Source organism: Streptomyces sp. NPDC091387 (assembly GCF_044756945.1).
Classification (GTDB): Bacteria; Actinomycetota; Actinomycetes; order Streptomycetales; family Streptomycetaceae; genus Streptomyces.
In genome coordinates this window covers 20,320-46,264 of record NZ_JBIVTZ010000005.1, presented here as the reverse complement: position 1 = coordinate 46,264, position 25,945 = coordinate 20,320, and the positions used below count along the sequence as shown (strand labels likewise).

General features: G+C 70.8%; 24 protein-coding genes. 15 read left to right on the top strand and 9 right to left on the bottom strand.

Annotated elements, in window-relative coordinates; translation table 11 throughout:
* Positions 1 to 51 precede the first annotated feature (51 nt).
* The 10 genes from fmt to ACIQM0_RS11750 all read left to right on the top strand — a co-directional run bounded on the left by fmt (position 52) and on the right by ACIQM0_RS11750 (position 9,497).
* A complete protein-coding gene (gene fmt, locus ACIQM0_RS11795) occupies positions 52 to 984 on the top strand; it encodes a methionyl-tRNA formyltransferase (RefSeq protein WP_363027771.1) in 933 nt (310 codons plus the stop codon).
* A 95-nt stretch (positions 985 to 1,079) separates the two neighbouring features.
* Positions 1,080 to 2,513 carry an RsmB/NOP family class I SAM-dependent RNA methyltransferase gene (locus tag ACIQM0_RS11790; RefSeq protein WP_401285844.1) on the top strand — a complete coding sequence of 478 codons (1,434 nt, stop codon included), beginning with the start codon at positions 1,080 to 1,082 and terminating at the stop codon, positions 2,511 to 2,513.
* A 197-nt stretch (positions 2,514 to 2,710) separates the two neighbouring features.
* The gene (gene queC / locus ACIQM0_RS11785) at positions 2,711 to 3,412 is read left to right on the top strand and encodes a 7-cyano-7-deazaguanine synthase QueC (protein WP_401285843.1); all 702 of its coding nucleotides are present in this window, start codon (positions 2,711 to 2,713) and stop codon (positions 3,410 to 3,412) included.
* Positions 3,409 to 4,044, top strand: coding sequence for a 7-carboxy-7-deazaguanine synthase (queE, locus tag ACIQM0_RS11780; protein ID WP_401285842.1), 636 nt, complete (start codon positions 3,409 to 3,411; stop codon positions 4,042 to 4,044). The genes queC and queE overlap by 4 nt, the downstream gene beginning before the upstream one ends.
* A complete protein-coding gene (locus tag ACIQM0_RS11775; protein ID WP_401285841.1) occupies positions 4,044 to 4,562 on the top strand; it encodes a 6-pyruvoyl trahydropterin synthase family protein in 519 nt (172 codons plus the stop codon). Before queE ends, ACIQM0_RS11775 begins: the two co-directional genes overlap by 1 nt.
* Positions 4,563 to 4,610: 48 nt before the next feature.
* Complete coding sequence (gene folE, locus ACIQM0_RS11770) at positions 4,611 to 5,261, top strand: GTP cyclohydrolase I (protein WP_401285840.1); 651 nt, start codon at positions 4,611 to 4,613, stop codon at positions 5,259 to 5,261.
* A gap of 116 nt (positions 5,262 to 5,377) precedes the next feature.
* Complete coding sequence (locus ACIQM0_RS11765; protein WP_401285839.1) at positions 5,378 to 6,265, top strand: class I SAM-dependent methyltransferase; 888 nt, start codon at positions 5,378 to 5,380, stop codon at positions 6,263 to 6,265.
* 88 nt (positions 6,266 to 6,353) lie between these two features.
* Complete coding sequence (locus ACIQM0_RS11760) at positions 6,354 to 7,451, top strand: glycosyltransferase family 4 protein (protein WP_401285838.1); 1,098 nt, start codon at positions 6,354 to 6,356, stop codon at positions 7,449 to 7,451.
* A gap of 181 nt (positions 7,452 to 7,632) precedes the next feature.
* Positions 7,633 to 8,316, top strand: a complete 684-nt coding sequence (rpe, locus tag ACIQM0_RS11755) for a ribulose-phosphate 3-epimerase (RefSeq protein WP_363027787.1) — start codon at positions 7,633 to 7,635, stop codon at positions 8,314 to 8,316.
* Between the two features lie 164 nt (positions 8,317 to 8,480).
* A complete protein-coding gene (locus ACIQM0_RS11750) occupies positions 8,481 to 9,497 on the top strand; it encodes a sugar-binding domain-containing protein (protein WP_363027812.1) in 1,017 nt (338 codons plus the stop codon).
* A 69-nt stretch (positions 9,498 to 9,566) separates the two neighbouring features.
* Here ACIQM0_RS11750 and ACIQM0_RS11745 read toward each other — a convergent pair whose 3' ends face one another.
* Positions 9,567 to 10,583 (bottom strand): terpene cyclase, encoded by a 1,017-nt coding sequence (locus ACIQM0_RS11745; protein WP_401286122.1) that lies wholly within the window; start codon positions 10,581 to 10,583, stop codon positions 9,567 to 9,569.
* 307 nt (positions 10,584 to 10,890) lie between these two features.
* Here ACIQM0_RS11745 and ACIQM0_RS11740 point away from each other — a divergent pair, with 307 nt between their 5' ends.
* From ACIQM0_RS11740 to ACIQM0_RS11720, 5 genes are all read left to right on the top strand, one after another.
* On the top strand, positions 10,891 to 12,357 hold the full coding sequence (locus ACIQM0_RS11740; RefSeq protein ID WP_363027788.1) for a GuaB1 family IMP dehydrogenase-related protein: 1,467 nt from the start codon (positions 10,891 to 10,893) through the stop codon (positions 12,355 to 12,357).
* Positions 12,358 to 12,577: 220 nt separating this feature from the next.
* On the top strand, positions 12,578 to 14,035 hold the full coding sequence (locus tag ACIQM0_RS11735) for an aldehyde dehydrogenase family protein (RefSeq protein ID WP_401285837.1): 1,458 nt from the start codon (positions 12,578 to 12,580) through the stop codon (positions 14,033 to 14,035).
* Positions 14,036 to 14,173: 138 nt separating this feature from the next.
* Positions 14,174 to 14,629: an Lrp/AsnC family transcriptional regulator gene (locus ACIQM0_RS11730; RefSeq protein WP_363078040.1), complete on the top strand. Its 456-nt coding sequence runs from the start codon at positions 14,174 to 14,176 to the stop codon at positions 14,627 to 14,629.
* Positions 14,630 to 14,825: 196 nt separating this feature from the next.
* Positions 14,826 to 15,623, top strand: coding sequence for a carbon-nitrogen hydrolase family protein (locus ACIQM0_RS11725; protein WP_401285836.1), 798 nt, complete (start codon positions 14,826 to 14,828; stop codon positions 15,621 to 15,623).
* Positions 15,624 to 15,670: 47 nt separating this feature from the next.
* On the top strand, positions 15,671 to 17,371 hold the full coding sequence (locus ACIQM0_RS11720; RefSeq protein ID WP_401285835.1) for a flavin monoamine oxidase family protein: 1,701 nt from the start codon (positions 15,671 to 15,673) through the stop codon (positions 17,369 to 17,371).
* A 6-nt stretch (positions 17,372 to 17,377) separates the two neighbouring features.
* Here the strand turns inward: ACIQM0_RS11720 and ACIQM0_RS11715 are convergent, their stop codons facing one another.
* From ACIQM0_RS11715 to ACIQM0_RS11680, 8 genes are all read right to left on the bottom strand, one after another.
* Positions 17,378 to 18,226, bottom strand: a complete 849-nt coding sequence (locus ACIQM0_RS11715) for a fumarylacetoacetate hydrolase family protein (protein WP_401285834.1) — start codon at positions 18,224 to 18,226, stop codon at positions 17,378 to 17,380.
* A gap of 57 nt (positions 18,227 to 18,283) precedes the next feature.
* The gene (locus tag ACIQM0_RS11710) at positions 18,284 to 19,309 is read right to left on the bottom strand and encodes a hydroxyacid dehydrogenase (RefSeq protein WP_401285833.1); all 1,026 of its coding nucleotides are present in this window, start codon (positions 19,307 to 19,309) and stop codon (positions 18,284 to 18,286) included.
* A complete protein-coding gene (locus ACIQM0_RS11705) occupies positions 19,293 to 20,348 on the bottom strand; it encodes a dihydrodipicolinate synthase family protein (RefSeq protein WP_401285832.1) in 1,056 nt (351 codons plus the stop codon). Before ACIQM0_RS11705 ends, ACIQM0_RS11710 begins: the two co-directional genes overlap by 17 nt.
* 8 nt (positions 20,349 to 20,356) lie before the next feature.
* Complete coding sequence (locus tag ACIQM0_RS11700) at positions 20,357 to 21,385, bottom strand: NAD-dependent epimerase/dehydratase family protein (protein ID WP_401285831.1); 1,029 nt, start codon at positions 21,383 to 21,385, stop codon at positions 20,357 to 20,359.
* A gap of 8 nt (positions 21,386 to 21,393) precedes the next feature.
* A complete protein-coding gene (locus tag ACIQM0_RS11695; protein ID WP_401285830.1) occupies positions 21,394 to 22,341 on the bottom strand; it encodes a carbohydrate ABC transporter permease in 948 nt (315 codons plus the stop codon).
* 2 nt (positions 22,342 to 22,343) lie between these two features.
* Positions 22,344 to 23,249 carry a sugar ABC transporter permease gene (locus ACIQM0_RS11690; RefSeq protein WP_363027803.1) on the bottom strand — a complete coding sequence of 302 codons (906 nt, stop codon included), beginning with the start codon at positions 23,247 to 23,249 and terminating at the stop codon, positions 22,344 to 22,346.
* 106 nt (positions 23,250 to 23,355) lie between these two features.
* Entirely contained in the window at positions 23,356 to 24,612 is a 1,257-nt protein-coding gene (locus tag ACIQM0_RS11685; RefSeq protein WP_401285829.1) for an ABC transporter substrate-binding protein, read from the bottom strand.
* Positions 24,613 to 24,659: 47 nt separating this feature from the next.
* Positions 24,660 to 25,916 (bottom strand): Gfo/Idh/MocA family protein, encoded by a 1,257-nt coding sequence (locus ACIQM0_RS11680; protein WP_401285828.1) that lies wholly within the window; start codon positions 25,914 to 25,916, stop codon positions 24,660 to 24,662.
* Positions 25,917 to 25,945 lie beyond the last annotated feature (29 nt).

Here is a 25,945-nt window from a genome sequence, read left to right as displayed (position 1 = left end):
GTGCGTTGCTCGTCACCGTAACGTTTCGGCCTGAGAGGCAGTCAGCCACCCATGAAGCTCGTCTTCGCAGGCACCCCCGAGGTAGCCGTACCCGCACTCGACGCCCTGATCGCCTCCGGCCGGCACGAGGTCGCCGCCGTCGTGACCCGGCCCGACGCGCCCGCGGGGCGCGGCCGCCGGCTGGTCGCCAGTCCCGTCGCCGAACGGGCCGAGGAGGCCGGGATCGAGGTCCTCAAGCCGGTCAGGCCGCGGGACGAGGACTTCCTGGCGCGGCTGCGGGAGATCGCCCCGGACTGCTGCCCGGTCGTCGCCTACGGGGCGCTGCTGCCCAGAACCGCGCTCGACGTGCCCGCCCGCGGCTGGGTCAACCTCCACTTCTCGCTGCTCCCCGCCTGGCGCGGCGCCGCACCCGTGCAGCACGCCGTCATGGCGGGCGACGAGGTGACGGGCGCCTCCACCTTCCTGATCGAGGAAGGGCTCGACTCCGGGCCCGTGTACGGCGTCCTCACCGAGGAGGTCCGGCCCACCGACACCAGCGGTGATCTGCTGACCCGGCTGGCGTTCGCCGGGGCCGGGCTGCTCGCCGCCACCATGGACGGCATCGAGGACGGCACCCTGCACGCCGTACCGCAGCCCGACAGCGGTATCACCCTCGCGCCGAAGATCACCGTCGAGGACGCCCAGGTCCAGTGGTCGGCGCCCGCACTGCGCGTCGACCGGGTGGTCCGCGGCTGCACCCCCGCCCCCGGCGCCTGGACCCTCTTCCGCGGGGAACGGCTCAAGCTGATCCAGGCCGTGCCCGTCCTGGACCGGACCGATCTGGCGCCCGGCGAGCTGTCCGCGGCCAAGAACAACGTCCACGTGGGCACCGGATCGCACGCGATCGAGCTGCTCTGGGTCCAGCCGCAGGGCAAGAAGCCGATGCGTGCCGCGGACTGGGCGCGCGGGGTGCGCATCGTTCCCGGCGAGCTCGTGGGGATCTAGGGATCCAGGGATCCCGTCGGGACGGCGGAGCGGGGCGGGGCGGGGACGTAGGCTGGGGCAGTTCGCCCTCTCACCATCAGCGGAGCACCTTTCACGTGAACGACCAGCCGCGTCGCCGTCCCGCCACCCCGCACCGCCGTCCGCAGAAGGACCCGGTCCGGTTCCTCGCCTTCGAGGCCCTCAGGGCCGTCGACGAACGCGACGCGTACGCCAACCTCGTCCTTCCCCCGCTGTTGAAGAAGGCACGCGCCAAGGGGGACTTCGACAACCGGGACGCGGCGCTGGCGACCGAGCTGGTCTACGGAACGCTGCGCCGGCAGGGCACGTACGACGCGATCGTCGCCGCCTGCATCGACCGGCCGCTGCGCGAGGTCGACCCGCCGGTCCTGGACGTGCTGAACATGGGCGTGCACCAGCTGCTCGGCACCCGTATCCCGACCCACGCCGCGGTCTCCGCCAGTGTGGAACTGGCCCGGGTGGTGCTCGGCGAGGGACGCGCCAAGTTCGTCAACGCCGTCCTGCGCAAGGTCTCGGCGGACGACCTCGACGGGTGGGTGGCGCGGGTCGCCCCCTCGTACGAGGACGACGCGGAGGACCACCTCGCGCTCGTGCACTCGCATCCGCGCTGGGTCGTCTCCGCGCTCTGGGACGCCCTCGGCGGCGGCCGCGCCGGCATCGAGGACCTGCTGGAGGCCGACAACGAACGGCCCGAGGTCACGCTGGTCGCCCGCCCCGGCCGCTCCACCACCGATGAGCTGCTCGACGCGCTCGGCGAGGAGAACGGGCTCCCGGGCCGCTGGTCGCCCTACGCCGTGCGGATGGCCGAGGGCGGCGAGCCCGGCGCCCTGACCGCCGTGCAGGAGAGCCGGGCCGGTGTCCAGGACGAGGGCAGCCAGCTCGTCGCCGCCGCCCTCGCCAACGCGCCGCTGGAGGGCAGGGACACCCGCTGGCTCGACGGCTGCGCCGGCCCCGGCGGAAAGGCCGCCCTGATGGCCGCCCTCGCGGCCGGACGCGGCGCCACCCTGCTGGCGGCCGAGAAGCAGCCGCACCGGGCCCGCCTCGTCGAGCGCTCCCTCGCCGGCAACCCCGGCCCGTACCAGGTGATCACCGCCGACGGCACCCGCCCGCCGTGGCGGCCCGACACCTTCGACCGGATCCTGATGGACGTCCCGTGCTCGGGCCTCGGCGCGCTGCGCCGCCGGCCGGAGGCCCGCTGGCGGCGCCGCAAGGAGGACCTGGAGAGCTTCGCGCCGCTCCAGCGCGGTCTGCTGCGCGAGGCGTTGAAGGCCGTACGGATCGGGGGCGTCGTCGGGTACGCCACCTGCTCCCCGCACCTCGCGGAGACCCGGGTGGTCGTCGAGGACGTACTCAAGGGCCGCGGCGGGGCGCCGGTCGAGGCCGAGTGGGTGGACGCCCGTCCGCTGATGCCCGGGGTGCCCGCCCTGGGCGACGGACCGGACGTCCAGCTGTGGCCGCATCTGCACGGCACGGACGCGATGTACCTCGCCGTGCTGCGGCGTACCGGCTGATCGCACCGGCTCCCCCGTGGGTTCGCCTGCCCGATGTCCCTTTCCCGGGATATGAAAAGAAGGCGAATGCCAACAGAATATTGAATTACTTTCCCGGCTTTGCCATATGTTTAATGAGGCGGCCGATTGGGTGACTTTTTCTCCGCGCATGTATATGCAAGAAGTGTCCTTGCTCGCGCGGGCGAAAGGTACATGCTATGGCAGAATCGGCGATCGTACTCCTCAGTGGCGGCCTGGACTCGACGACCACCCTGGCGGTGGCGAAAGACCGGGGATTCACTCCCTACGCTCTCAGTTTCAGCTATGGACAACGGCATTCCGTCGAATTGGCCGCCGCCCGGAGGGGCGCAGAGCGGCAAGGGGTGGAGCGGCACGTCGTCGCGGACATCGACCTCCGCGTCTTCGGCGGTTCCGCGCTGACCGATGCCGGCGTCGACGTTCCCAAGGGGCGCGGCGAAGCGGAGATGGGGGAGGGCATCCCGGCCACGTACGTGCCGGCCCGCAACACGATCTTCCTGTCGTTCGCGCTCGCCTACGCGGAGGTCGTCGGGGCCGCGGACATCTTCACCGGAGTCACGGCCGTCGACTACAGCGGATACCCCGACTGCCGGCCCGAGTACCTGGAGGCCTTCGAGGCGATGGCCAACCTCGCGACCAGATCGGCGGTCGAGGGGGAGCGCCGGATCACGCTGCACTCGCCGCTGCTGCACCTGTCCAAGGCGGAGATCATCCGCACGGGAACCGCTCTCGGCGTCGACTACGCGCTGACCTCCAGTTGCTACGACCCCGACGACAGCGGGCGGGCCTGCGGTCGCTGCGACACCTGCCTGCTGCGGCTGAAGGGCTTCACCGAGGCCGGACTCCCCGACCCGATCACCTATCAGGGCGCGCCCGCATGACCTACCGGGTGAAAGAGATCTTCTACACGCTCCAGGGCGAGGGGCGGCACGCGGGACGGCCCGCGGTCTTCTGCCGCTTCTCCAACTGCAATCTGTGGACCGGCCGGGAGAAGGACCGCCACCGGGCCGTCTGCGCCTTCTGCGACACGGACTTCGTCGGTACCGACGGTGAGAACGGCGGCCGCTTCGCTACCCCCGAGGCGCTGGCCGACACCGTCCTGGAGCAGTGGGCACCCCGCACCGAAGCCCAGCGGTTCGTTGTCTGCACGGGCGGAGAGCCGCTTCTCCAGCTCGACGCCCCCGCCGTCGAAGCCCTGCACGACCGCGGCTTCATGGTCTCGGTCGAGACCAACGGAACCAGGGTGCCGCCCCCGGGCATCGACTGGTTGTGCGTGAGCCCGAAGATCGGCTCGCGGATGGTCGTGGAGCGCGGCGACGAACTCAAACTCGTCTACCCCCAGCGGCACGGCGACCCCGCACGGTTCGAGCACCTGGACTTCGACTCGTTCCGCCTCCAGCCGATGGACGGACCGGACATCGCCGCCAACACCCGCGCCACCGTCGAGTACTGCCTGGAGCACCCGCTGTGGAACTTCTCCCTGCAAACCCACAAGTACCTCGGAATTCCCTGATGGGCGCGGTACATCCGCCGGAGTTATCCGAAGGCCCGAAGGCGGCGCATTCGGTATCGGTACGGCACAACTTCGAGACCGCGCACCGGATTCCGCATCTGGTCGGCAAATGCGTCAACCTCCATGGCCATTCCTGGTGGATGGAGGCCACCGTCACGGCCCCGCTGCTGGACCGGGGGACAGTGGTCGAATTCGGGGCCTTCAAGGGCCGGGTCAGAGCCTGGATCGACACCCACCTCGACCACGGGGCCATGCTCGGAGCCGACGACCCCCTCGCGGGCATCCTGGCCGAGCACCACAGCAAGGTCTTCCGCTTCGGCGCGAGCGACCCCGGCCCGGCGGAGCGCTTCGCGGTGGGTCTTCCCCATCCGACCGTCGAGGCGGTGGCCGAACTGCTCGCACGCGTGGTCGGCCAGGCCCTCCGTGAGCTGTCCGCCGCCGCCGGCGCCTTCGTCAGCGAGGTCGTCGTGAGCGAGACACACGTCAACACCGCGGGATGGCGCCATGCCCGGACCTGACCCGTCCGGCGGCCGTTCCTCCGTGTCACCCGTTCAGGAATGGTGCGCATGACCATCACGAGCCAGCCGAGCACGGCGGAAGCAGAGACGGACCCGGCCGTAATCGTCGCCCCGGGCGAACCTGCCTTGGCACAGGCCACCGCACACGCGAGAGAGATGTTCTCGGCCCTGGGCATCGACTGCGACACCACCTCGACCGAACAGACCCCGCACCGGTTCGTCACGGCTCTGGCCGAGATGACCCGCGGACTCCACCTCGACCCGGACCGTCATCTGCGGGTCCAGTTCCCGCCCGAATCCACGGACCAGGGAGTCATCGCCGCCGTCGACGTCCCCTTCGTCGCCCTGTGCGAGCACCACGTCCTGCCGTTCGTGGGCCGGGCGACCGTCGCCTATCTCCCCCGGCCCGACGCCCACATCGTCGGCCTGTCCAAGCTCGCCAGGCTCCTCCAGGAGTACAGCGCGCGCCCCCAGGTGCAGGAGCGGCTGGGCGGTCAGGTCATCGACGCCCTCACCCGGAATCTGGACTCCCTCGGCGCGGCCTGTCTGATCCGTTCCGAACACGCCTGCATGACCCAGCGCGGGGCCCAGGCGCATGGCGCGGTGATGGTCACCACCCACCTGACGGGCCGGTTCAGCGCCGACCCGGGCCTGCGCGCACAGGTCCTCGCTCTGGCACCGACCCGCACCGGAGGCTGACGTCCACCGGAGCGGCGACGCACACCGGCCGATGCCGCCCGACGAGACGGCGCACACGGCCCGGACGGCGCGTTGCGACCCGACCGACTGTCCCGCGACAGGCACAGGAGAACGCCTTGCCCACCCCCACACCCACCGCAGTCACTCCGTCCGTCACCGATGTCCTGGAGGTGCGCCGCCACCCCCTCTGCGGGCCTTCCGACCGGATGCCGGCCCGCTACCGGGGGCCCCACCGCCTCGGCCACGCAGGCTGGCTGGGTTTCACCGGACGGCTGGAGCGCCGCGAGGAAATCGCCCTCGTCCGCAGTGCGACCGCTGCCAGTCACCGCGTCCTCGATGTCGGCGGGGGAACCGGCGAACTGACCCGGGCCGTCGCGAGCCAACTGGGCCGCTGCACCACCGTCGAACCGCACGGCTCCCGGGTCGCCACGCTCAACGCGCACGCCGGCGACAGCCGCACCGGGACGGTCGAGCCCGTCCCCGGGCACGCCGAGTCGCTGCCCTTCCCCGACCGGAGCTTCGACGCGGTGCTGGCCGCCTGGGTCCTTCCCTATGTGGACGACCTGGAACAGTCCGTACGCGAGATGGCGCGGGTGTGCGACATCGGCCACCCCCAGGCCCGGGTCGTGCTGATCGGCGGAGCCCCGGACAACGAACTCGTGGGCCTGCTCAACGAGACCTGCGTACCGCTCACCGGCGAACCCCTCGACCATCAGGGATTCCTGCTGGCCACCGCCGCTGAAATCCTCGCCCCGCTCGGATTCCGGCACTTCTCGCTGCACCGGACCGAGGCCGCCCTGCACTTCCCTGAGACCGCACCGGAGGAACGGGTCCACGCCGCCGCCAGATCCCTGGTCGACCTCTGGTACGAGGACCATCCGCGCGCCCCCGACATGCGACGGGCCATCGCCCCCGCGCTCCGTCGCCATTTCGCACGACGCCCCCACGCCATCGGCGATCAGGGCGTCGCGCTCATCGCCCGCCCCAACCCGCCCCAGGAATAACCACGTTGTCGCCGGGCCGGGGCAAGCTGCCTTCCGCCCCCCGGCCCGGCACCCTTCCCACGCACCCGGCCACGGAGGACCACCCCGCGTGAACATCGCCTTCGTCCTGTTGACGCACAATCCCAGCGAACCTGCCGGGATCGAGCGCAGCGTCGCTTCGCTCGCCGACGGTCTGCGCGAACTGGGCCATCACGCCGTGATCGTGGCAGCCGGCCCGGCCACCGGCGCGGACGATCCCCACCTCCTGCGGCTCGGCAGCCTGACCCTGCCCCGGCCGATCGTCTACGACGAGGCACTGAACCTGCTCGCAGATCCGGAACCGGTGTGCCGCGAAGTCCGCCGGCTTCTGCGCGAGCACGACGTGGACCTGGTGTGCTGGGTCGACGCGGTCGTGGGCCTCGGCTACCTCGCACCCGCGCCGCCCGGGGTGCGCACGGCTCTGATGGTCCACTTCCTGCGCACCGACGCGCGCATGCTGGAGAGCCTCGCCCACCACCCGGACACCGTGCTGACCGTCAGCGACTTCCTGACCGACGAGGCCCGCCGGGCCGGACTCGACACGGAAGGCTGGCTCTCGCTGCCCAACGCCCTGCCCCGGCAGGGCACCGCGCCCCCCGAGGGCGAGCGTGAACGGCTGCGCCGCGGCGGTCCGGTGCGGACACTGGCCCGCGCCGATCCGCAGAAGGGGATCTCCGAACTCCTGCGTGCCCTTCCCCGCGACTTCGGCCGCCCGGTGGACATCGTGCTGGCCTCGGCCGGATTCGAGTTCCGGACCGGCATGCAGGACCGGGTGATCGCGGAGTGCCGCGCTCTGGCCGCGTCCCTGCCGGACGTCTCGATCCTCCCCGCCCTGCCCTGGCAGGAGGTCCAGCCCTTCCTGGCGGACGCCGCCGTCGCCGTGCTGCCCTCGGTTCTCCCCGAGACGTTCGGCAACGTGGCCGCGGAAGCACTCTCGGTGGGAACCCCGGTGGTGGGCTACGGACTCGGGCACCTGCCCACGCTCACCGGCGCGGCCGGCCGGATGCTGGATCTCGTCGACGGACCCGAACGTCTGTGGCGGGCCACCGCCGAACTCCTCGACGACCCGGACGCCTACCACGCCGCCGCACGGCAGGCGCCCCTCCAGGTCGCCGAGCACACCCCCGCGCGCATCGCGGAGGCCTTCCTGAGGGCCACCGGCCTCTGAGGAGGTCCCTGATTCATGGCGAGGACACCGCCCGCCGACGACGCGGACGTCGGGGAACGGCCGCTGTCCTGGTGATCGTCCGGGGGCGATAAAGCCGGGAATGTGCGAACCGTAATGATCCCGTGAGGCTTTGGAGCGCACCGAAGCGGGGAAGTGCCGCAGAACATGGCAGGCTGGACCCATGGCCCAGATCAACCCCAGTATTCTCTCCGCCGACTTCGCACGCCTCGCCGACGAGGCGCAGGCCGTCGAAGGCGCCGACTGGCTCCACGTCGATGTCATGGACAACCACTTCGTGCCCAATCTGACCCTCGGCGTTCCGATCGTGGAATCGCTCAGCAGGGCCACGGCCACGCCGCTGGACTGTCACCTGATGATCGAGGACGCGGACCGCTGGGCCCCGCAGTACGTCGAGGCGGGGGCGGGATCCGTCACCTTCCACGTGGAGGCCGCGGCCGCCCCCGTGCGACTGGCGCGCGAGATCCGGGCCAAGGGCGCCCGCGCTTCCATGGCGCTCAGGCCGGCGACGCCCATCGAGCCGTACGAGGACCTGCTCCCCGAGCTCGACATGCTGCTGATCATGACGGTGGAGCCGGGGTTCGGGGGCCAGTCCTTTCTGGACATCATGCTGCCGAAGATCCGCCGCACCCGTGAGCTGATCTCCCGGCACGGTCTCGAACTGTGGCTCCAGGTCGACGGCGGGGTCTCCGAGTCGACCATCGAGCGGTGCGCCGAAGCGGGCGCCGACGTCTTCGTCGCGGGCTCCGCCGTGTACGGCGCCAAGGACCCGGCCGCGGCGGTACGGGCCCTGCGCGCCAAGGCCGACGGAGCCATCGCCTCGGCGGAGTGGGCGTGCGGCCACTGACGCGGGCGACGGAGCAGGCAGCCGCTCCGGCCCCCGATCGCCGGTCGACCCGGCCAAGGGCAGATGAACGCGGTCCGACGGGACCGATCAAGGATCGCCGTATCTGACAGGATGAACGGCGTATCGAGAGCGTGAACAGCAGTGAGGAGAACGCGGTGTCTGCAATGTCGGCGGGCCGGTCCGCCCTGCGGATGGGGCCCGCGGAGCTGGTGCAGGCGGCGGCCATGGCCCGCCGCTTCTACCTTGAGGGCAAATCCAAGATCCAGATCGCCGAGGAGTTCGGCGTCAGCCGCTTCAAGGTCGCCAGGGTCCTGGAGACGGCGCTGGAGCGTGACCTCGTACGGATCGAGATCCGGGTCCCGGCCGAGCTGGACGCCGAGCGCTCCGACGCGCTCCGCGCCCGCTACGGGCTGCGCCACGCGGTCGTGGTCGAATCCCCGGCCGAGGAGCAGGACGACGCCGCCGACCCGGAGAACCTGGGCGAGGTCGCGGCCGATCTGCTGGGCGAACTGGTGAACGAGGGCGATGTGCTCGGGCTCGCCTGGGGCCGGTCCACCATCCACATGGCGGCGGCCCTGGACCGGCTCCCGCCGTGCACGGTCGTGCAGCTCACCGGGGTGTACGACGCGGGGACCGCCGAGCGCGGCTCGGTCGAGGCGGTCCGGCGGGCCGCCCAGGTCTCCGGCGGCGAGGCCCACCCGATCTACGCACCGATGCTGCTGCCCGACCCGGCCACCGCCGCCGCGCTGCGCCACCAGACCGGGATCGCCCGCGCCTTCGAGTACTTCGACAAGGTGACGGTCGCGGCGGTGTCCATCGGCTCCTGGGAGCCCGGCATCTCCACGGTCCACGACATGCTGTCGGACGAGGAGCGCGGGCACTACGCCTCGCTCGGCGTCGCCGCCGAGATGTCGGCACACCTCTTCGACTCGGAGGGCCGCCGGGTCGGCCGGGACCTCGGAGAGCGCTGCATCACGGTCGAGGCGGACCGGCTGCGCCGGATCCCCGAGGTGGTGGCGATCGCGGGCGGCCAGCGCAAGGCCGCGGCGATCGGAGCGGTGCTCAGGTCCGGCCTGGTCACCAGCCTGGTGACGGACACCGCGGCGGCCGACTACCTGCTGACCGACTCGCCCGCGCCGCGCAGGCCCGCGCTGGACCGGGCCGACCCGGACGGGGAGTGAGCGAAGGACGCGGGGGTGCGGGCGGTGACACCGCCCGCACCCCCGCGTCCTTGACGCCCCAGATCCGGGTCAGTCCTGCCGGACGCCCAGGACCGCCGCCTCCAGGTACTGCTCAGGCTCCTTGTACTGGCTGACGTCGGCCGGGTTGTACCGGGGTGTCTGCCGGGACCAGTCGAGATTGCCACGCATCCAGCTCCGCATCCCGTCCAGATACGGCTTCAGCATCCAGTTGAGCTGCGGATACGCGGTGAGCAGCCCGGCCTCCGCGCCGAGGAAGCGCTCGGTCTCCGCGGCGATCTCCGCGCAGACGTGGTCGAGCGACTGCTGCTTGCCGTACCCGCGGTGGTGCCGGACCAGATGGACGAGGTTGTGGATCTCGCCGAGGACCTGCTCCTTTTCGTAGGAGTACACGTCATTGGCCCAGCACACGACGTTGCACGAGGCCTCCAGCGCGGTGATGAACCGGGCGTCGTTGTGGATCGACTCGGGCGCCTCGATGCCGGCCACGATCTCGATCAGGTCCATGCAGACATGTATCGCACCGGTGTGCCGGCGCTTCTCGATGTACGTCGCCTCGGCCGGGACCACGCCGTCGGCCCGGTTCCCGGCCTCCCAGGTGGTGGCGGTCGTGAGGTACGTCATCAGGTGATAGGTGAAGCGCCGCCGCCACTGCGGTGCGGCGGCCGGCACCGTGCGTGCCCAGAGATCGACGAGGGCGACGACGGCGGCCGGCAGCTCCTCGCCGGGCGGTGTGCCCGTTCCGTCGACCACGGACTGCATCAGGGCGACCACGCTGCGCACCCGGTCCGGACTGCGGCCGAGGTGGCCGTCGTCCAGCTGGTCGTCGACGAGAAACAGCCAGACGAACCAGTCGGCGACAAGGTCCAGATTCTCACTGTCGGCGGTCGGGTAGACCATGCCCACGAAGGCCCCGAAGTCCGCCTGCTCGAAGCGCTCCCTGGCTGAATCCCGGTGCACCAGACCGGTGTTGCGGGTCCAGGCGTCGAGGTGTTCCCGTACGTGCCCGACATGCGGGTTCGTCTGCTGGGGGAACGGGCAGTAGATGTCCGGCAGTTCGCTCTCCACGGGTGGGTCGTGATCCTCTCCGGTCGTGCGTATGGCGGAAGTTGTGCCCATTCCGCCAGTTCCTCCGGGGCGTGTGGCTGACCCTCGGGACCTGCGGGTTTGAAGCTACCCGACCCCTTGTCACCAGGTCCAGGGATGATGATCCCGAATGATCGGGATGCCGTACGGGTAGGGTCTGTGGGCAAGGCAGGTTCCACTTGCCCGGGACTCCCGGTCCTGTTCCTCGGAGGAACATACGAGCGCGGGAGTCATTTGTTGTGTCATCGTGGAAACGACCTGCGCCATTTCGTATGAAAATATGAGTGTTATGCGTTTTCTTGAGCCCGGCACCGGTCGCTACACAGAGTCCCCCGCGGTCCCGTACGACCTCACGTACGACGATGTCTTCATGGTTCCGGGCCGCTCCGCGGTCGGATCACGCCAAGGGGTCGACCTGTCCTCGCCCGACGGCACCGGCACCACCATCCCGCTCGTCGTCGCGAATATGACGGCTATCGCGGGCCGCCGGATGGCCGAAACGATCGCCCGTCGCGGCGGGCTCGTCGTCATCCCGCAGGACATCCCGATCGAGGTCGTCACCGAGGTCATCGCCTGGGTCAAGACGCGCCACCTCGTGCTCGACACCCCCATCGTGCTGGCCCCCGGCCAGACGGTCGCCGACGCGCTGTCCCTGCTGCCCAAGCGCGCCCACGGCGCCGGCGTCGTCGTCGACAGCGAGCGGCGGCCCGTCGGCGTGGTCACCGACCACGACCTGACCGGCGTCGACCGCTTCACCCAGCTCTCCGAGGTCATGTCCAAGGACCTGGTGCTGCTCGACGCGGACATCGACCCGCGTGACGCGTTCAACAAGCTCGACGGTGCCAACCGCAAGCTCGCCCCGGCGGTCGACGCGGAGGGCCGGCTCGTCGGCATACTCACCCGGAAGGCGGCACTGCGCGCGACGCTGTACACCCCGGCCACCGACGCGGGCGGCAGGCTGCGGATCGCCGCCGCCGTCGGGATCAACGGTGACGTGGCCGGCAAGGCCAAGCAGCTCCTCGACGCCGGCGCCGACACCCTGGTCGTCGACACCGCGCACGGTCACCAGGAGTCCATGATCAGCGCGGTCCGCGCGGTCCGGGCGCTGGACCCCGAGGTGCCGATCGTCGCGGGGAACATCGTCGCCGCCGAGGGTGTGCGCGACCTCATCGAGGCCGGCGCCGACATCATCAAGGTCGGTGTCGGACCCGGCGCCATGTGCACCACCCGGATGATGACCGGTGTGGGCCGGCCGCAGTTCTCCGCGGTCCTGGAGTGTGCCGCGGAGGCGAAGAAGTACGGCAAGCACGTCTGGGCGGACGGCGGCGTCCGCCACCCGCGCGACGTGGCCATGGCGCTCGCCGCGGGCGCGTCCAACGTGATGATCGGTTCCTGGTTCGCCGGGACGTACGAGTCGCCCGGCGACCTCCAGCAGTCCGCCGACGGCCGCTTCTACAAGGAGTCCTTCGGCATGGCGTCCGCACGCGCCGTGAAGAACCGCACCTCCGACGAGTCGGCGTACGACCGGGCCCGCAAGGCGCTCTTCGAGGAGGGCATCTCCACCTCGCGGATGTTCCTGGACCCGTCGCGTCCGGGCGTCGAGGACCTGGTCGACTCGATCATCGCGGGCGTCCGCTCCTCCTGCACCTACGCCGGTGCGGCCTCCCTCGCGGAGTTCGCCGAGAAGGCGGTCGTCGGTGTGCAGAGCGCCGCCGGTTACGCCGAGGGCAAGCCGCTGCACGCCAGCTGGAGTTGATCCCGCACCACCGCACCATCCGTGCCCCTTCCGGCCGTTCGCGCCGGAGGGGGCACGGGCGTTCCCGGGGAGCCGGCGGGCCTTCCCGGAGGGCTCGCGCGGGCCGTTTCGGTTGTCCGGATCCGGGTACCTGTGAAAGCTTTCACGCTTTCCAACTCACTTGAAGATTAAGTAATATGAATCTCAATCAGCTGCCCGCCACTCTGCGGTAAGGGATCTCATGTCCTTCTTCACTGACCTGGCCCATCAGTACATCGACGGTGAGTGGAGGCCGGGCAAGGGGTCCTGGGACATCATCGACTTCAACCCCTTCAACGGGGAGAAGCTCGCCTCGATCACGGTCGCCACGGCCGACGAGGTGGACCAGGCCTACCGCGCGGCCGAGACCGCTCAGCAGGCGTGGGGCGACACCAACGCCTACGCCCGGCGCGCCGTGCTGGAGAAGGCGCTGCGGATCGTCGAGGACCGCGAGGCCGAGATCGGTGACGCGATCGTCGCGGAGCTCGGCGGCACGCGTCTGAAGGCCGCCTTCGAGCTGCATCTGGCCAAGGAGTTCCTGCGCGAGTCGATCCACCTCGCGCTGCGGTCGACCGGGCAGATCCTGCCCTCGCCGACCGAGGGCAAGGAGAACCGGGTGTACCGCGTGCCCGTCGGCGTGGTGGGTGTCATCAGCCCGTTCAACTTCCCCTTCCTGCTGTCGCTGAAGTCGGTCGCCCCCGCGCTGGCACTCGGCAACGCCGTGGTGCTCAAGCCGCACCAGAACACGCCGATCTGCGGCGGCACCCTGGTGGCGAAGGTGTTCGAGGACGCCGGACTGCCGGCCGGCCTGCTGAACGTGGTGGTCACCGACATCGCCGAGATCGGTGACGCACTGCTGGAGCACCCCATTCCGCAGGTCATCTCCTTCACCGGCTCGGACAAGGTCGGGCGGCACGTAGCGACCGTGTGCGCGGCCAACCTCAAGCGTTCCGTGCTCGAACTCGGCGGCAACAGCGCGCTCATCGTGCTCGATGACGCCGATGTCGACTACGCGGTCGACGCGGCGGTCTTCAGCCGTTACGTGCACCAGGGGCAGGTCTGCATGGCCGCCAACCGGATTCTGGTCGACCGCGCGGTGGAGCAGGAGTTCACCGAGAAGTTCGTGGCCAAGGTCGCCTCGCTGCGCGTCGGCGACCCGGCCGACCCGGCGACCCAGATCGGTCCGCTGATCAACTCCACCCAGGCCGAGGCGATCGCCGCGCTCGTCGACCAGACCGTGGAGGCCGGTGCGACCGCCCTGCTGCACGGGCGGGCCGTCGGCAATCTCGTCAGCCCCTCCGTGCTGACCGGCCTGGCGGCCGACTCGCCGGTGCTGTCCCAGGAGATCTTCGGCCCGGTCGCGCTTCTCGTGCCGTTCGACGGCGAGGACGAGGCGGTCCGGATCGCCAACGACACCCCGTACGGGCTGAGCGGCGCGGTGCACACCGGCAACGTCGAGCGCGGTGTCCGGGTCGGGCAGCGGATCCGTACCGGCATGATCCACATCAACGACGGCACCGTCCACGACGAGCCGATCGTCCCCTTCGGCGGCGAGAAGAGCTCCGGGCTCGGGCGGCTGAACGGCGACTCGATGCTCGACGCCTTCACCACCCAGAAGTGGATCTCCGTGCAGCACGGACGCTCGCGGTTCCCGTTCTGACCCCGCTCCACCTGCGGTGAGCGCGCCCTGACGGGCGGGCCCATGGTCTACTTCGGGGGCGGCACCGCCGCCCCCGAACCGGCCGTCGCCATGGCCGTCACCCGGCCATCGCCCTCGCAGAGAAGTGATCCGTACGACGTGCGACTGAACGACCTCGACGAACGCATCGTCCACGCCCTCGCCGAAGATGCCCGTCGCTCCTACGCCGACATCGGCTCGATCATCGGGCTGTCCGCGCCCGCGGTGAAGCGCCGGGTGGACAGGCTGCGCGCCGAGGGCGCGATCACGGGATTCACCGTGCGGGTGGATCCGGCGGCGCTCGGCTGGGAGACCGAGGGGTTCATCGAGATCTACTGCAGCCGCAACACCTCGCCGGAGTCGATCAAGCACGGTCTCGCCCGCTATCCGGAGGTCGCGTCGGCGTCCACGGTGACCGGGGACGCCGACGCCATCGTTCAGGTCTTCGCGGCGGACATGCGCCACTTCGAGCAGGTGCTGGAGCGCATCGCGGGCGAGCCGTACGTGGAGCGGACGAAGTCCGTGCTGGTGCTCTCGCCGCTGTTGCGGCGGTACTCGTCGGGGTCGCCCGCCTAGCCGGTGCGGGGGTGCCCGGGAGAGCTGGGTCACGTTCGTGGCCTGCGGAAACGTGAGGCGCAACGAATCGTTGCGCAGGGCCGCTCGGGCGCAATGGATCGACGGTCCATGCGCAACGGTCGCGCCTTGTCCGGGGGTGAGCGGGGACCGTACCGTCAATACGTCCCCGCCCCGCCCGCACCGCCCGAGGTCTGCCATGCCGCCGTTGCGCACCGCCCTGCTCCAGAGCTCCGGACATCCGGGCTCGGTGGCCCGGAACATCGAGGTGCTCGACGACGCGGCACGGCACGCCGCCGCCGGCGGGGCCCGGCTCCTCGTCTGTCCCGAGATGTTCCTGACCGGGTACGCGATCGGGGACGACGTGTCCCGGCTGGCCGAGGCCGCCGACGGGCCCGCCGCGCGAGCCGTCGCCGGGATCGCCGTACGGCACGGCATCGCCGTTCACTACGGCTACCCGGAGCGGGACGGCGACACCCTCTACAACGCCGCCCAGCTCATCGGACCCGACGGCACCGAGCTCGCGAACTACCGCAAGACCCATCTCTTCGGTGACTTCGAGCAGCGGTGGTTCACCCCCGGCGAGCAGCCGCTCGTCCAGGCCGAGCTGGACGGCGTCCGCGTCGGGCTCCTGATCTGCTACGACGTCGAGTTCCCGGAGAACGCACGGGCGCACGCACTCGCCGGCACCGATCTGCTGCTGGTGCCCACGGCGCTGATGCACCCCTTCCCGTTCGTCGCCGAGTCCGTTGTCCCGGTCCGTGCCTTCGAGAACCAGCTGTACGTCGCCTACGCCAACCGGACCGGCTCCGAGGGCGAGTTCGAGTTCGTCGGGCTGAGCTGCCTGGCCGGCCCCGACGGAACCGTCCGCACCCGTGCCGGACGCGGCGAGGAGCTCGTCCTCGGGGACGTGGACCCGGCGCTGCTGACCGCGTCCCGGGCCGGCAACCCGTATCTGCGCGACCGCCGCCCCGGTCTGTACGGCTCCCTCGTCTGAGCCCGCCGCACCGCTCACTCACCTTTCCCGCAAGGAGTCCGTACCCCATGACGTCCACGGTGCCCACCGCTGTCCAGCACACCGAGGCAGCCCCGCCGATCACCATGTTCGGGCCGGACTTCCCCTACGCGTACGACGACTTCCTCGCGCATCCCGCCGGGCTCGGACAGATACCGGCGACCGAGCACGGCAGCGAGGTCGCGGTCATCGGCGGCGGGCTCTCCGGGATCATCACCGCCTACGAGCTGATGAAGATGGGCCTCAGGCCCGTGCTCTACGAGGCCGACCGGATCGGCGGACGGCTGCGTACCGTCGAGTTCGACGGCTGCACGGTGGACGGGCAGCCGCTCACCGCCGAGATGGGCGCGATGCGCTTCCCGCCGTCCTCGACCGCGCTCCAGCACTACATCGACCTGGTCGCACTGGAGACGAAGCCGTTCCCCAACCCGCTCTCCCCGGCCACCCCTTCGACCGTGGTCGACCTGAAGGGCGCGTCGCACTACGCCCGGACGATCGACGACCTCCCGCAGATCTACCGGGACGTGATGGACGCCTGGAACAGCTGCCTGGAGGAGGGCGCCGACTTCTCCGACATGAACCGGGCGATGCGCGAGCGCGACGTGCCGCGGATCCGGGAGATCTGGGCCCGGCTCGTCGAGAAGCTCGACAACCAGACCTTCTACGGCTTCCTCTGCGACTCGGAGGCCTTCAAGTCCTTCCGCCACCGCGAGGTCTTCGGGCAGGTCGGCTTCGGCACCGGCGGCTGGGACACCGACTTCCCCAACTCCATCCTGGAGATCCTGCGCGTCGTCTACACCGAGGCGGACGACCACCACCGCTCCATCGTGGGCGGCAGCCAGCAGCTTCCAGTGCGCCTCTGGGAACGCGAACCGCAGAAGATCATCCACTGGCCGCTCGGCACCTCGCTGGCCTCCCTGCACGACGGGGAGCCGCGGCCCGCGGTGACCCGGCTGAACCGCACCGCCGGGAACCGGATCACCGTCACCGACGCCTCCGGCGACATCCGCACCTTCCGGGCGGCCGTCTTCACCGGGCAGTCCTGGCTGCTGCTCTCCAAGATCGCCTGCGATGACGCGCTCTTCCCGATCGACCACTGGACGGCGATGGAGCGCACCCACTACATGGAGTCCTCCAAGCTGTTCGTCCCCGTCGACCGGCCGTTCTGGCTGGACAAGGACGAGACGACGGGCCGCGACACCATGTCGATGACGCTCACCGACCGGATGACGCGCGGCACCTACCTCCTGGACGACGGCCCGGACAAGCCGGCCAGCATCTGCCTCTCCTACACCTGGTGCGACGACAGCCTGAAGTGGCTGCCGCTCTCGGCGACCGAGCGCATGGACGTGATGCTGAAGTCGCTCGGTGAGATCTATCCGGGCGTCGACATCAGGAAGCACATCATCGGCAACCCGGTGACGGTCTCCTGGGAGAACGAGCCCTGTTTCATGGGTGCGTTCAAGGCCAATCTGCCCGGCCACTACCGCTACCAGCGGCGGCTGTTCACCCACTTCATGCAGGACCGGCTGCCCGCCGACAAGCGGGGCCTGTTCCTGGCGGGCGACGACATCTCCTGGACGGCCGGCTGGGCCGAGGGAGCCGTCCAGACCGCGCTGAACGCCGTCTGGGGCGTGATGACCCAGTTCGGCGGTGCGACCGATGCGGCCAACCCCGGCCCCGGAGACGTCTTCGACGAGATCGCCCCGGTCGAACTCCCGGAGGACTGAGGGCGGTTACGCGGGCCGGCAGACGCTGCGCTGCCGGCCGAGGCCGGAGATCTCGACCTCCATCACGTCGTCCGGGCCCAGGTACGGGAAGCGGCCGGACAGGGCCACGCCCTGCGGCGTACCGGTGTTGATGATGTCGCCGGGCTCCAGCACCAGGTACTGCGACAGGTGGTGCACCAGATGCGCCACGCTGAAGATCATGTCCGCGGTGGAGGAGTCCTGCCGGGGCTCCCCGTTGACATGGCTGGTCAGCCGCAGCCGCTGCGGGTCACTGACCTCGTCGGCCGTGACCAGGACCGGGCCCAGCGGGTTGAACGTGGCGCAGCTCTTGCCCTTGGACCACTGGCCGCCCGACTCCTCCAGCTGGAAGGCGCGTTCGGAGACGTCGTTGCTCACGGCGTAGCCCGCGATGTGGGCGGCGGCGTCGGCGGGGGAGTCCAGGTAGGAGGCGCGGCGGCCGATGACGACGGCCAGTTCCACCTCCCAGTCGGTCTTCTTCGAGCCGCGCGGGATGAGGACGTCGTCGTACGGGCCGACGACCGTGTTCGGGGACTTGTAGAAGAGGATCGGCTGCTCGGGCGGCTCGGCACCGGACTCCGCCGCGTGGGCCGCGTAGTTCTGGCCGATGCACAGGAGCGCGGAGGGCCGGGCCACCGGGGCGCCGATCCGCTCCCCGGTGATGTCGGTCTCCGGGAGCTTCGGCTCGGCGGGGATCAGGTGCGGGTTCTCGGCCAGCGTGGCGAGGAACGCGCCGTCGATGTCGTCGGTGATGCCCGACAGGTCGTAGTGGCGGCCCTCGGGGCAGACGACGACCGGGCGCTCATGGCCCGGCTCGCCTATGCGCATCAGTCGCATGACGGGTGGATCTCCTGACGGGTACGGGTACGGGGGGCGTTACGGGTACGGGGACGGTCAGCGCAGCCTGACGAGGGCGTCGGCGGTGACGGCGTGGACCGGGGGACGACCGGCGAGCAGTCGCAGCACCTCGTTGGCGGCGCTGGTGCCGAGCCGCTGCCGGCACTCGACGCTGCCGGCCGCCTGGTGCGGGGTGAGCAGTACGTTCGGCAGGGAACGGAAGGGGTGGCCGGCGGGCAGCGGTTCGGCGTCGAAGACGTCGATGGCGGCGTCCAGCCGGCCCGTGGTCAGTTCGGCCAGGAGCGCGTCCTCGTCGACCAGCCACGACCGGGCGGTGTTCACCAGGCCGGCGCCGTCCGGCATCAGCGCCAGCTGCTCGGCGCCGATCATCCGGTGGGTCTCCTCGGTGACCGGCGCGTGCACGGCCACGATCCGGCTGCCGGAGAGCAGCGTCTCCAGAGGTACGGACTCCACGCCCAGCGTCCCGGCGTCGGCATCGGACAGGAACGGGTCGGTGACGCGCACCCGCGCCCCCATCGCCCGCACCATCCGGATGTAGGCGCGCCCGGTGCGGGAGGCGCCGATCACTCCGATGTCGCTGCCGTGGATCTCGTGACGCGGCGGTGCCTCGCTCGCCGCCGCCCAGTCCTGCCCGCCGCGCAGGGCGTGGTCGAAGCGCTGGATGCGGTGGAGCAGCGAGAGGGTGAAGGCGAGCGCCACCTCGGCGACCGGGCGGGCCATCTCGTCACCGGCCTGGGTGACCAGGATGCCCCGCCGGAACACGTCCTCCGTGACATAGGGGGCGACCGCGGAGCCGGTGTGCGCCACCAGCTCCAACCGGTCCGCGTGGCCGAGGAGTTCGGCGTCCACCTTGGGTGCCCGCCACGAGGTGATCAGCGCCCGCGCGCCGGGCAGCGCGGCCGCGACCGCCGCCCGGTCGCTGTGGTCGTCGATGACCGTCAGCCGCGCGGCCCGCTCCAGCTCCTGCCACACCTCGGCGGTGAAGAACTGGGCGCGCAGGTGCGGCGGTACGGCGACGACCACCCGGGAGGAGCGGTCGGCGGTTTCAGGAGAGCCAGGCATCGAGGTGCTCCGCAACGAAGGCGTCATCGGTCAGCCAAGGGTAGGCCGCGGCCACCCGGGTGATCTCCTCGGCCTGTCCCGGGGAGAGCGTCTCGGCCGGGTCCAGGCAGCGGCGGTTCGCCAACAGGCCCTGGCGGCGCAGCACTTCGTGCACCCCGGCGATACAGCCGCGGAACGCGCCCCGTATGTCGAAGACCGCGCTGTTGGCGTCGGTCAGCTCGGTGCGGCGGGCCAGGCAGCGGACCATCGCCGCGTGGTCCCCGGCGCGGGCCCGGCGGACGTCGTCGAGCAGGGTCGCCGCAGAGCTCGTCCACACCGCCCACTGGCCGAGCAGTCCGCCCGCGAACCAGCGCTGCGCGCCGTCCGCCGTTGTGTACGGGGTGAGCAGGTCGCCGATGATGTCGTCGTCGTTGCCGGTGTACAGCGCGACCTCGCCGGACCGGTCCGCGGCGGCAACGGCCCGTACGACATCGGCGGTGCGGTAGCGGTCGAACGGGGCGATCTTCACCGCGACGGTGTTCGGCAGGTCGGTGAACGCGGACCAGAAGCCGGGCGACAAGTACCGGCCGCCGACGGCCTCCTGGAGGTAGAAGCCGATGACGGGCAGGACCTCGCCGACCGCCCGTGCGCGCTCCAGCAGCCCCTTCTCGTCCGCACCGGGCACGGCCGGGCTGAGCAGTACCGCGTCGTAGCCGAGCTCGGCGGCGGTGGTGGCCTCCGCGACGGCCTGCGCGGTGTAGCCGCAGGCACCGGCGACCTTGACGAACGGCCGGCCGGCCTCGGCGTCGATCGTCTCGGCCGCGAGCTCCAGGACCGGCCGGAACAGACCGACCCCGGGCTCGCGGATCTCGAACTGCGTGGTGTGGACGGCGACTGCGGCGCCGCCCGCGCCGGACGCCAGGTAGTAGCGGGTGAGCGCGCGCTGCCGGCGTTCGTCGAACGTGCCGTCCGCGTGCAGCGCGAGCGGGTGCGCGGGTATCGCCGCGCCCCGGGCGAGCAGTTCCAGAGCGGGGGTGGACAGGCGGGAGGGAGTGGACATGGAGTGGATCAGAACCTTCCGTCACGTACCTGGAACTTGGTGGGCTTGCCGGACAGCGGCAGCCCGCGCCGCAGCCAGTCGGCCTGCCATTCGACGAGGGTGCGCAGCGCGACGTCCGGGTAGCCGAAGAGGGCGTGGCAGCGGCTCGCGTCGGAGAGCAGCGCGGTGGGCGCCTCGGTCCCGGCGAGGACCGGCTCGCGGTCGAACTCCTCGCCGAACCACTGCGCGATGCGGCGCACCGAAGCGGTCTCCGGGCCGGTGAGGTTGAGGGTGAAGGCCTCGCCGCCGGTCGCGTGGAGCAGCGAGCGCAGCGCGACCTCGTTGGCGTACCCCTGCCACACCATGTTGGCGTGACCGGTCGTCACATCGACTGGCTCGCCCGCCTGTACGCGGTAAGCGATGTCGGCGAGGACGCCGTAGCGCAGGTCGACGGCGTAGTTGAGGCGGATGTTGGCGACCCTGGTGCCGAGGGTCAGTGCCGCGTGGTCGAGGATCCGCTCCCGGCCGAGGCACGACATGGCGTACTCGCCGACCGGGCCGACCGGGTCGGTCTCGGTGCAGCCGCCCGAGGAGACCGGCACCAGCGGGTAGACGTTGCCGGTGGAGAACGCGGTGATGCGCGACCCCGACCAGCGGCGGGCCACCCGGTCCGGCATCGCGGCGTTCACCGCCCAGGCGAGCGAGGGCGCCCCGGCGGAGCCGAACTTGGCGCCGACCATGAAGACGACGTTCCCGGCATCGGGGAGCCGGGTCAGATCGGCGGCCGGGTCCATCAGGTCGAAGGCGACCGTGCGGACCCCGGCGGCCTCCAGCTCGTCGGCGGCGGCCCTGTCGGACCAGCGGGAGACCGCGTACACGGTCACGTCCGTGCGGCCGGCGGCGTCCAGCGCGCGGCGGGCCAGCCGGCACAGGCTGGGTCCCATCTTGCCGCCCGCGCCGAGGACCAGCAGATCGCCTTCGAGGCGGCCGAGGTCGGCGACGAGCGCGGGGGAGGGGGTGGCGAGCCGCTCTTCGAGTGCGGCCTCATCGGTGAACATATACCTGGCTATCCCTTGATTCCGGACGCGGTGACGCCCTCGGTGAAGTAGCGCTGTCCCACCATGTACGCGGCGAAGATGGGGACGAACGCGATGACGGAGCCGGAGAGCACCACGTTGAGCGGCACGTTCTGCTGCTGCAGCGAGGCGATTCCGACGGTGAGGGTGCGCATGTCGGTCGACTGGCCTATCACCAGTGGCCACAGGAAGTCGTTCCAGTGCCAGAGGAAGACGAAGACCCCGAGCGTGGCGAGGATCGGCTTCAGCAGCGGCAGCACGATCCGGTAGAAGATCTGCCACTCGCTGCACCCGTCGAGCCGGGCCGCCTCGAAGAGTTCGTCCGGCAGTCCCTGGATGAACTGCCGCATCAGGAACACCGCCTGGGCGTTGGCCAGGGTCGGCACGATCAGTCCCCAGTACGTGTCGACGCCGCCGAGCTTCGCGATCATCGCGAACGTCGGGATCATCGTGACGTGGTACGGGACCATCACCATCGACAGGAACGACCAGAACATCGCCTCCCGGCCCGGGAAGCGCTTCTTGGCGAACGCGTACCCGGCGAGCGAGGCGAGCAGCAGCACGCCGACGACGGAGACGACCGAGTACATCAGCGTGTTGAACAGCCAGCGCGGCACGTCCTGGGCGCCCATGACGGTGTCGTAGGCCTCGCCGGTCAGCGGCCAGGGCAGCAGACTGCCGGGGAAGTCGACCGCGGCGGACGGCTTCAGCGAGAGCACGACCATCGCGTAGAACGGGAAGACCGTCACCAGCGCGGCCACCGTCAGCAGCGCGCCGCGGCCGATCCGGCCGGTCCGGGTGGAGCGCATTCCGTACGGGACGGTGTCCTGCTCGGAGAGTTTGCGCAGCTTGCGGATCGCCCGGCGCTCGGCCCGGTCCGGGGCTGCGGGGGTCTTGGGGGCGGGCGGGGCCTTCATCTCTTCGGGTGCCGCTGTCATGGTCACTGGTCCTTCCCGATCACGAGCCGCTGGATCACCGCGACGACCACGGTCAGCACGAAGAGCGCGACACCGATGGCGGCGGCGTAACCCAGGTCGAAGTACTTGAAGCCCGCGTCGTAGAGCTGGAAGACGAGCGTGTAGCTGGCGTTGGCCGGCCCGCCGCCCGTCATGGTGTAGACGGCGTCGAACACCTGGAACGAGGCGGTCGTCTCGATCACCGCGAGGAAGAACAGGGCGGGCTTGAGCTGCGGCAGCACGATGTAGCGGAACCGCTGCCAGGGGCCGGCCCCGTCGGTGAGGGCGGCCTCCTCCAGCTCGCGCGGGATGTCCTGCATCCGGGCGAGCAGGATGAGCATCCCGTAACCGAAGCGGGACCAGACGCCGACGAGCGCGAGCGCGGGCAGCACCAGCACGTCGTCGGAGAGCCAGGAGCCCTCGGACATCCCGAACCAGCCCATCAGGGTGGACCACGGGCCGCCCGTCGAGAAGATCCAGACGAAGACGGTGGCGGCCAGCACCAGTGAGGTGACGACCGGCAGGAAGAACACCGAACGGAAGAACTTGGCGCCGCGGAACGCGCGGCGGGTGATCAGGGCCAGGGACACCGACGCGAGGAGGGTGCCCGGCACGGCGATCACGGTGTAGAGGACCGTGACCTTCAGCGCCTGCCAGAACAGCGGATCGGCCCACAGGCGGGTGAAGTTGTCGAGCCCGACGAAGCTCCCGCCGCCGGTGAGGGAGTAGTCGGTGAAGCTCATCAGCACACCGGCGACGCCCGGACCGAACCGGAAGGCGAGGAAGAGCAGGAAACACGGGAGGACGAAGAGCAGGCCGATCCGGGCCTCGCGGCGCGCCTGCGGCCCGCTGCGACGGCCCCGGCGGGTGGGTTCCGCGACGACTGCCACGGGGATCTCCTTGCGGTACGGGGGAATTGCGGGGGATCGGGGGCTGTGCCCCCTGGGGGCTGCGGGGCCGGGGTCCGGGTGCGGCCGGACCCCGGCCCCGCAGCGGTCAGCGGCCGAGCATCGCCTGCGCGGCCTTCTGTGCGGCGTTCAGCGCGTCCTGCGGGCTCTTCTTGCCGAGCAGGGCGGCCTGGATCTCCGGGGCGAGCACGCCCTGGACCTCGCGCGCCTTGTCCTGGAGCGGGCCCACGTCCATGCTCGGCAGCGTGGCGCCGACGGCGGTCTGGAGCTTGTCGTCCGGGTACAGGTCGCCGCCTGACGTGCGGGCCGGGAAGTAGCCGGCGGCCTTCTGCAGGCCGGCCGCGTTCTTCGACTCGGCGACGAAGTTCAGCCAGTCGCCGGTGTTCTTCTTGTCGGCGCCCTTCAGCATCGCCAGCGCGCCCACGGTGCCGTAGCCGACGGACGCGGTGTCCTTCAGCGGCGGCTGGACGACGATGTTCTCCTTGCCCCAGAAGGGCTCGACGTCCGCCGGGGTGTTCTGCCAGGTGCAGGCCACCTTCCCCTTGGCGGTCGGGGTCTGCTCCAGCTTGGGGGTGGTCGTGACCAGGTCCCGGTCGGTGTAGCCGTCGTTGACGAGCTTCTTCAGGTACGTCAGGGCCTTGACGCCGGCCGCGTCGTTGAAGGTGACGTTCTTGCCGTCCTCGGAGAAGACGTCGCCGCCGGCCTGCCAGAGCAGCGGGTAGAAGGTCATGTTCAGCGTCTGCTGGGTGTCACCGCTGTAGCTGGTGGCGTAGTAGCCCTTCTTCTTCAGCTTCGGGGCCAGCGCCTCCAGATCCGCCCAGCTCGACGGGTAGGTCTTCTCACCGATCGCGGCGAACACGCGCTTGTCGCAGATCAGCGGGTTGGCGCTGGTCAGGATCGGGGTGGCGACCGGCTTGCCGTCGACCGTGACGGACTTCAGGGCGAAGTCCGTGTAGTCCGACTTGGCGGAGGCCGGCATGTAGTCGTCGGCCGGGACGATGCTCTTGGTGTACTTCGGCAGCTGGTCCGGGATCAGGTAGACCGCGTCGGGGCCCTTGCCGGAGGCGATCGCGGTGGCCAGCGCGGTGTCGCGGTTGGCCCACGGGAAGGTCTCCACCTTCACCTTGACGCCTTCGTGCTTCTTCTCGAAGGCCTTGACCAGGCCGTCCCAGTACGCCTTGTTCTTGGCCTCGTCGAAGATGACCGGGTAGGTCCACATGGTCACGGTGTTGTCGTCGCTGCCGCTGCCGGAACAGCCGGCCAGCACACCGGCGGCAAGCGCGGTGGCCAGAACGGGGGCGGCGAGGGCGCGGACTCCGGAACGGCGGGTGAGGAGACGGGACATGAGGTGGTCCTCCGAGGACATGAGGGTGGGGCGAGCAAGAAGGGGTGTCACGTGGCCGGGACCGTCTGGACGGTGCCGGTGTGCCGGGCGCGTTCGGCGGCGAACGCCGCGAGGTGGCTGCCGAGCGAGGTGGCGGGACCGGAGCGGACTGCCCCGGAGTCACCGGTGGCGACCGCGGTGACGAACGCCTCGACGAGCGCGGCGTCCCCGCCGCCGTGCCCGTCGGCCGCGTTCGAACCGGATGCGCCGAGTTCGTGGACGGCCGACTCGCCGGTCCGGAAGTCCTGCACCGTGACCCGCTCGCCGTCACCGATGAGCCAGCCGTGCGAGCCGAAGATCCGGGTCTGGCGGTGGGTCTGCTCGGTGAACGCGACCATCTGGAAGGTCGCGGTCACCCCGTCCGTCAACTGCATGGCGAGGACCTGGTGGTCCACCACGTCGTTGTCGCTCCGGTAGACGCAGACCCCGTACGGGCCCTCGCGCAGGGCCTGGACGAGACCGGCCTCGTCGGTCGCCTCCGTGACATGGGTGACCGGCCAGACCGCGCCCTTCTCCCGCAGCGTCGGCATGTACAGCTTCAGCGCGCTGTACGGGCAGCCGGACTCGACCGCGCAGTCGAGACAGCGCTCCGCGGACCCGGCCGGGGCGCTCGAAGGCCGGAAGTGCTTCAGCCCGCCGAAGCCGGTGACCTGCTCGATCCGGCCGCCCATGACGTACGTGATCCAGTCCAGGTCGTGGCAGGACTTGGCGAGCAGCATCGGGGAGGAGCCCTTCTCGCTGCGCCAGGGCCCGCGCACATAGCTGTGGGCGTAGTGCCACCAGCCGACCGGCTCCAGATGGTCGAGCGAGACGAGCTGCCCGAGCACACCGGAGTCCACGACCTCCTTCACCAGGTCGGTGTAGGGGGTGTACCGCATGACGTGGCAGACGGCGAACAGCACTCCGGCCCGCTCCACCCCCTCGACGATCCGCCGGGTCTCCTCCTCGGTCGGGGCGAGCGGCTTCTCGGCGAGGATCGCGTAACCGGCCTCGGCCAGGGCCAGCACCGGTTCCACATGGAAGCGGTCCTGGGTGGCGACGATGACGGCGTCGGCGATGCGGTTCTCCACGAGCGGCCGCCAGTCGTCGAACTCGACGGGTGCGCCGGCGGCCGCCCGCGCCGCGGGGCGCGGATCGGCGACGGCGACGAGCTCGGCACGCTCCGGGTGCGCCTTGATCCACTCGGCGTACGTCAGACCGCGGTTGCCGGCGCCGACGAGTGCGACGCGTACGGGCCGGCCGGTGATCGGGGTATGCGTGGACACGGGGAATCCCTGGTACTCGATGGGCGGGG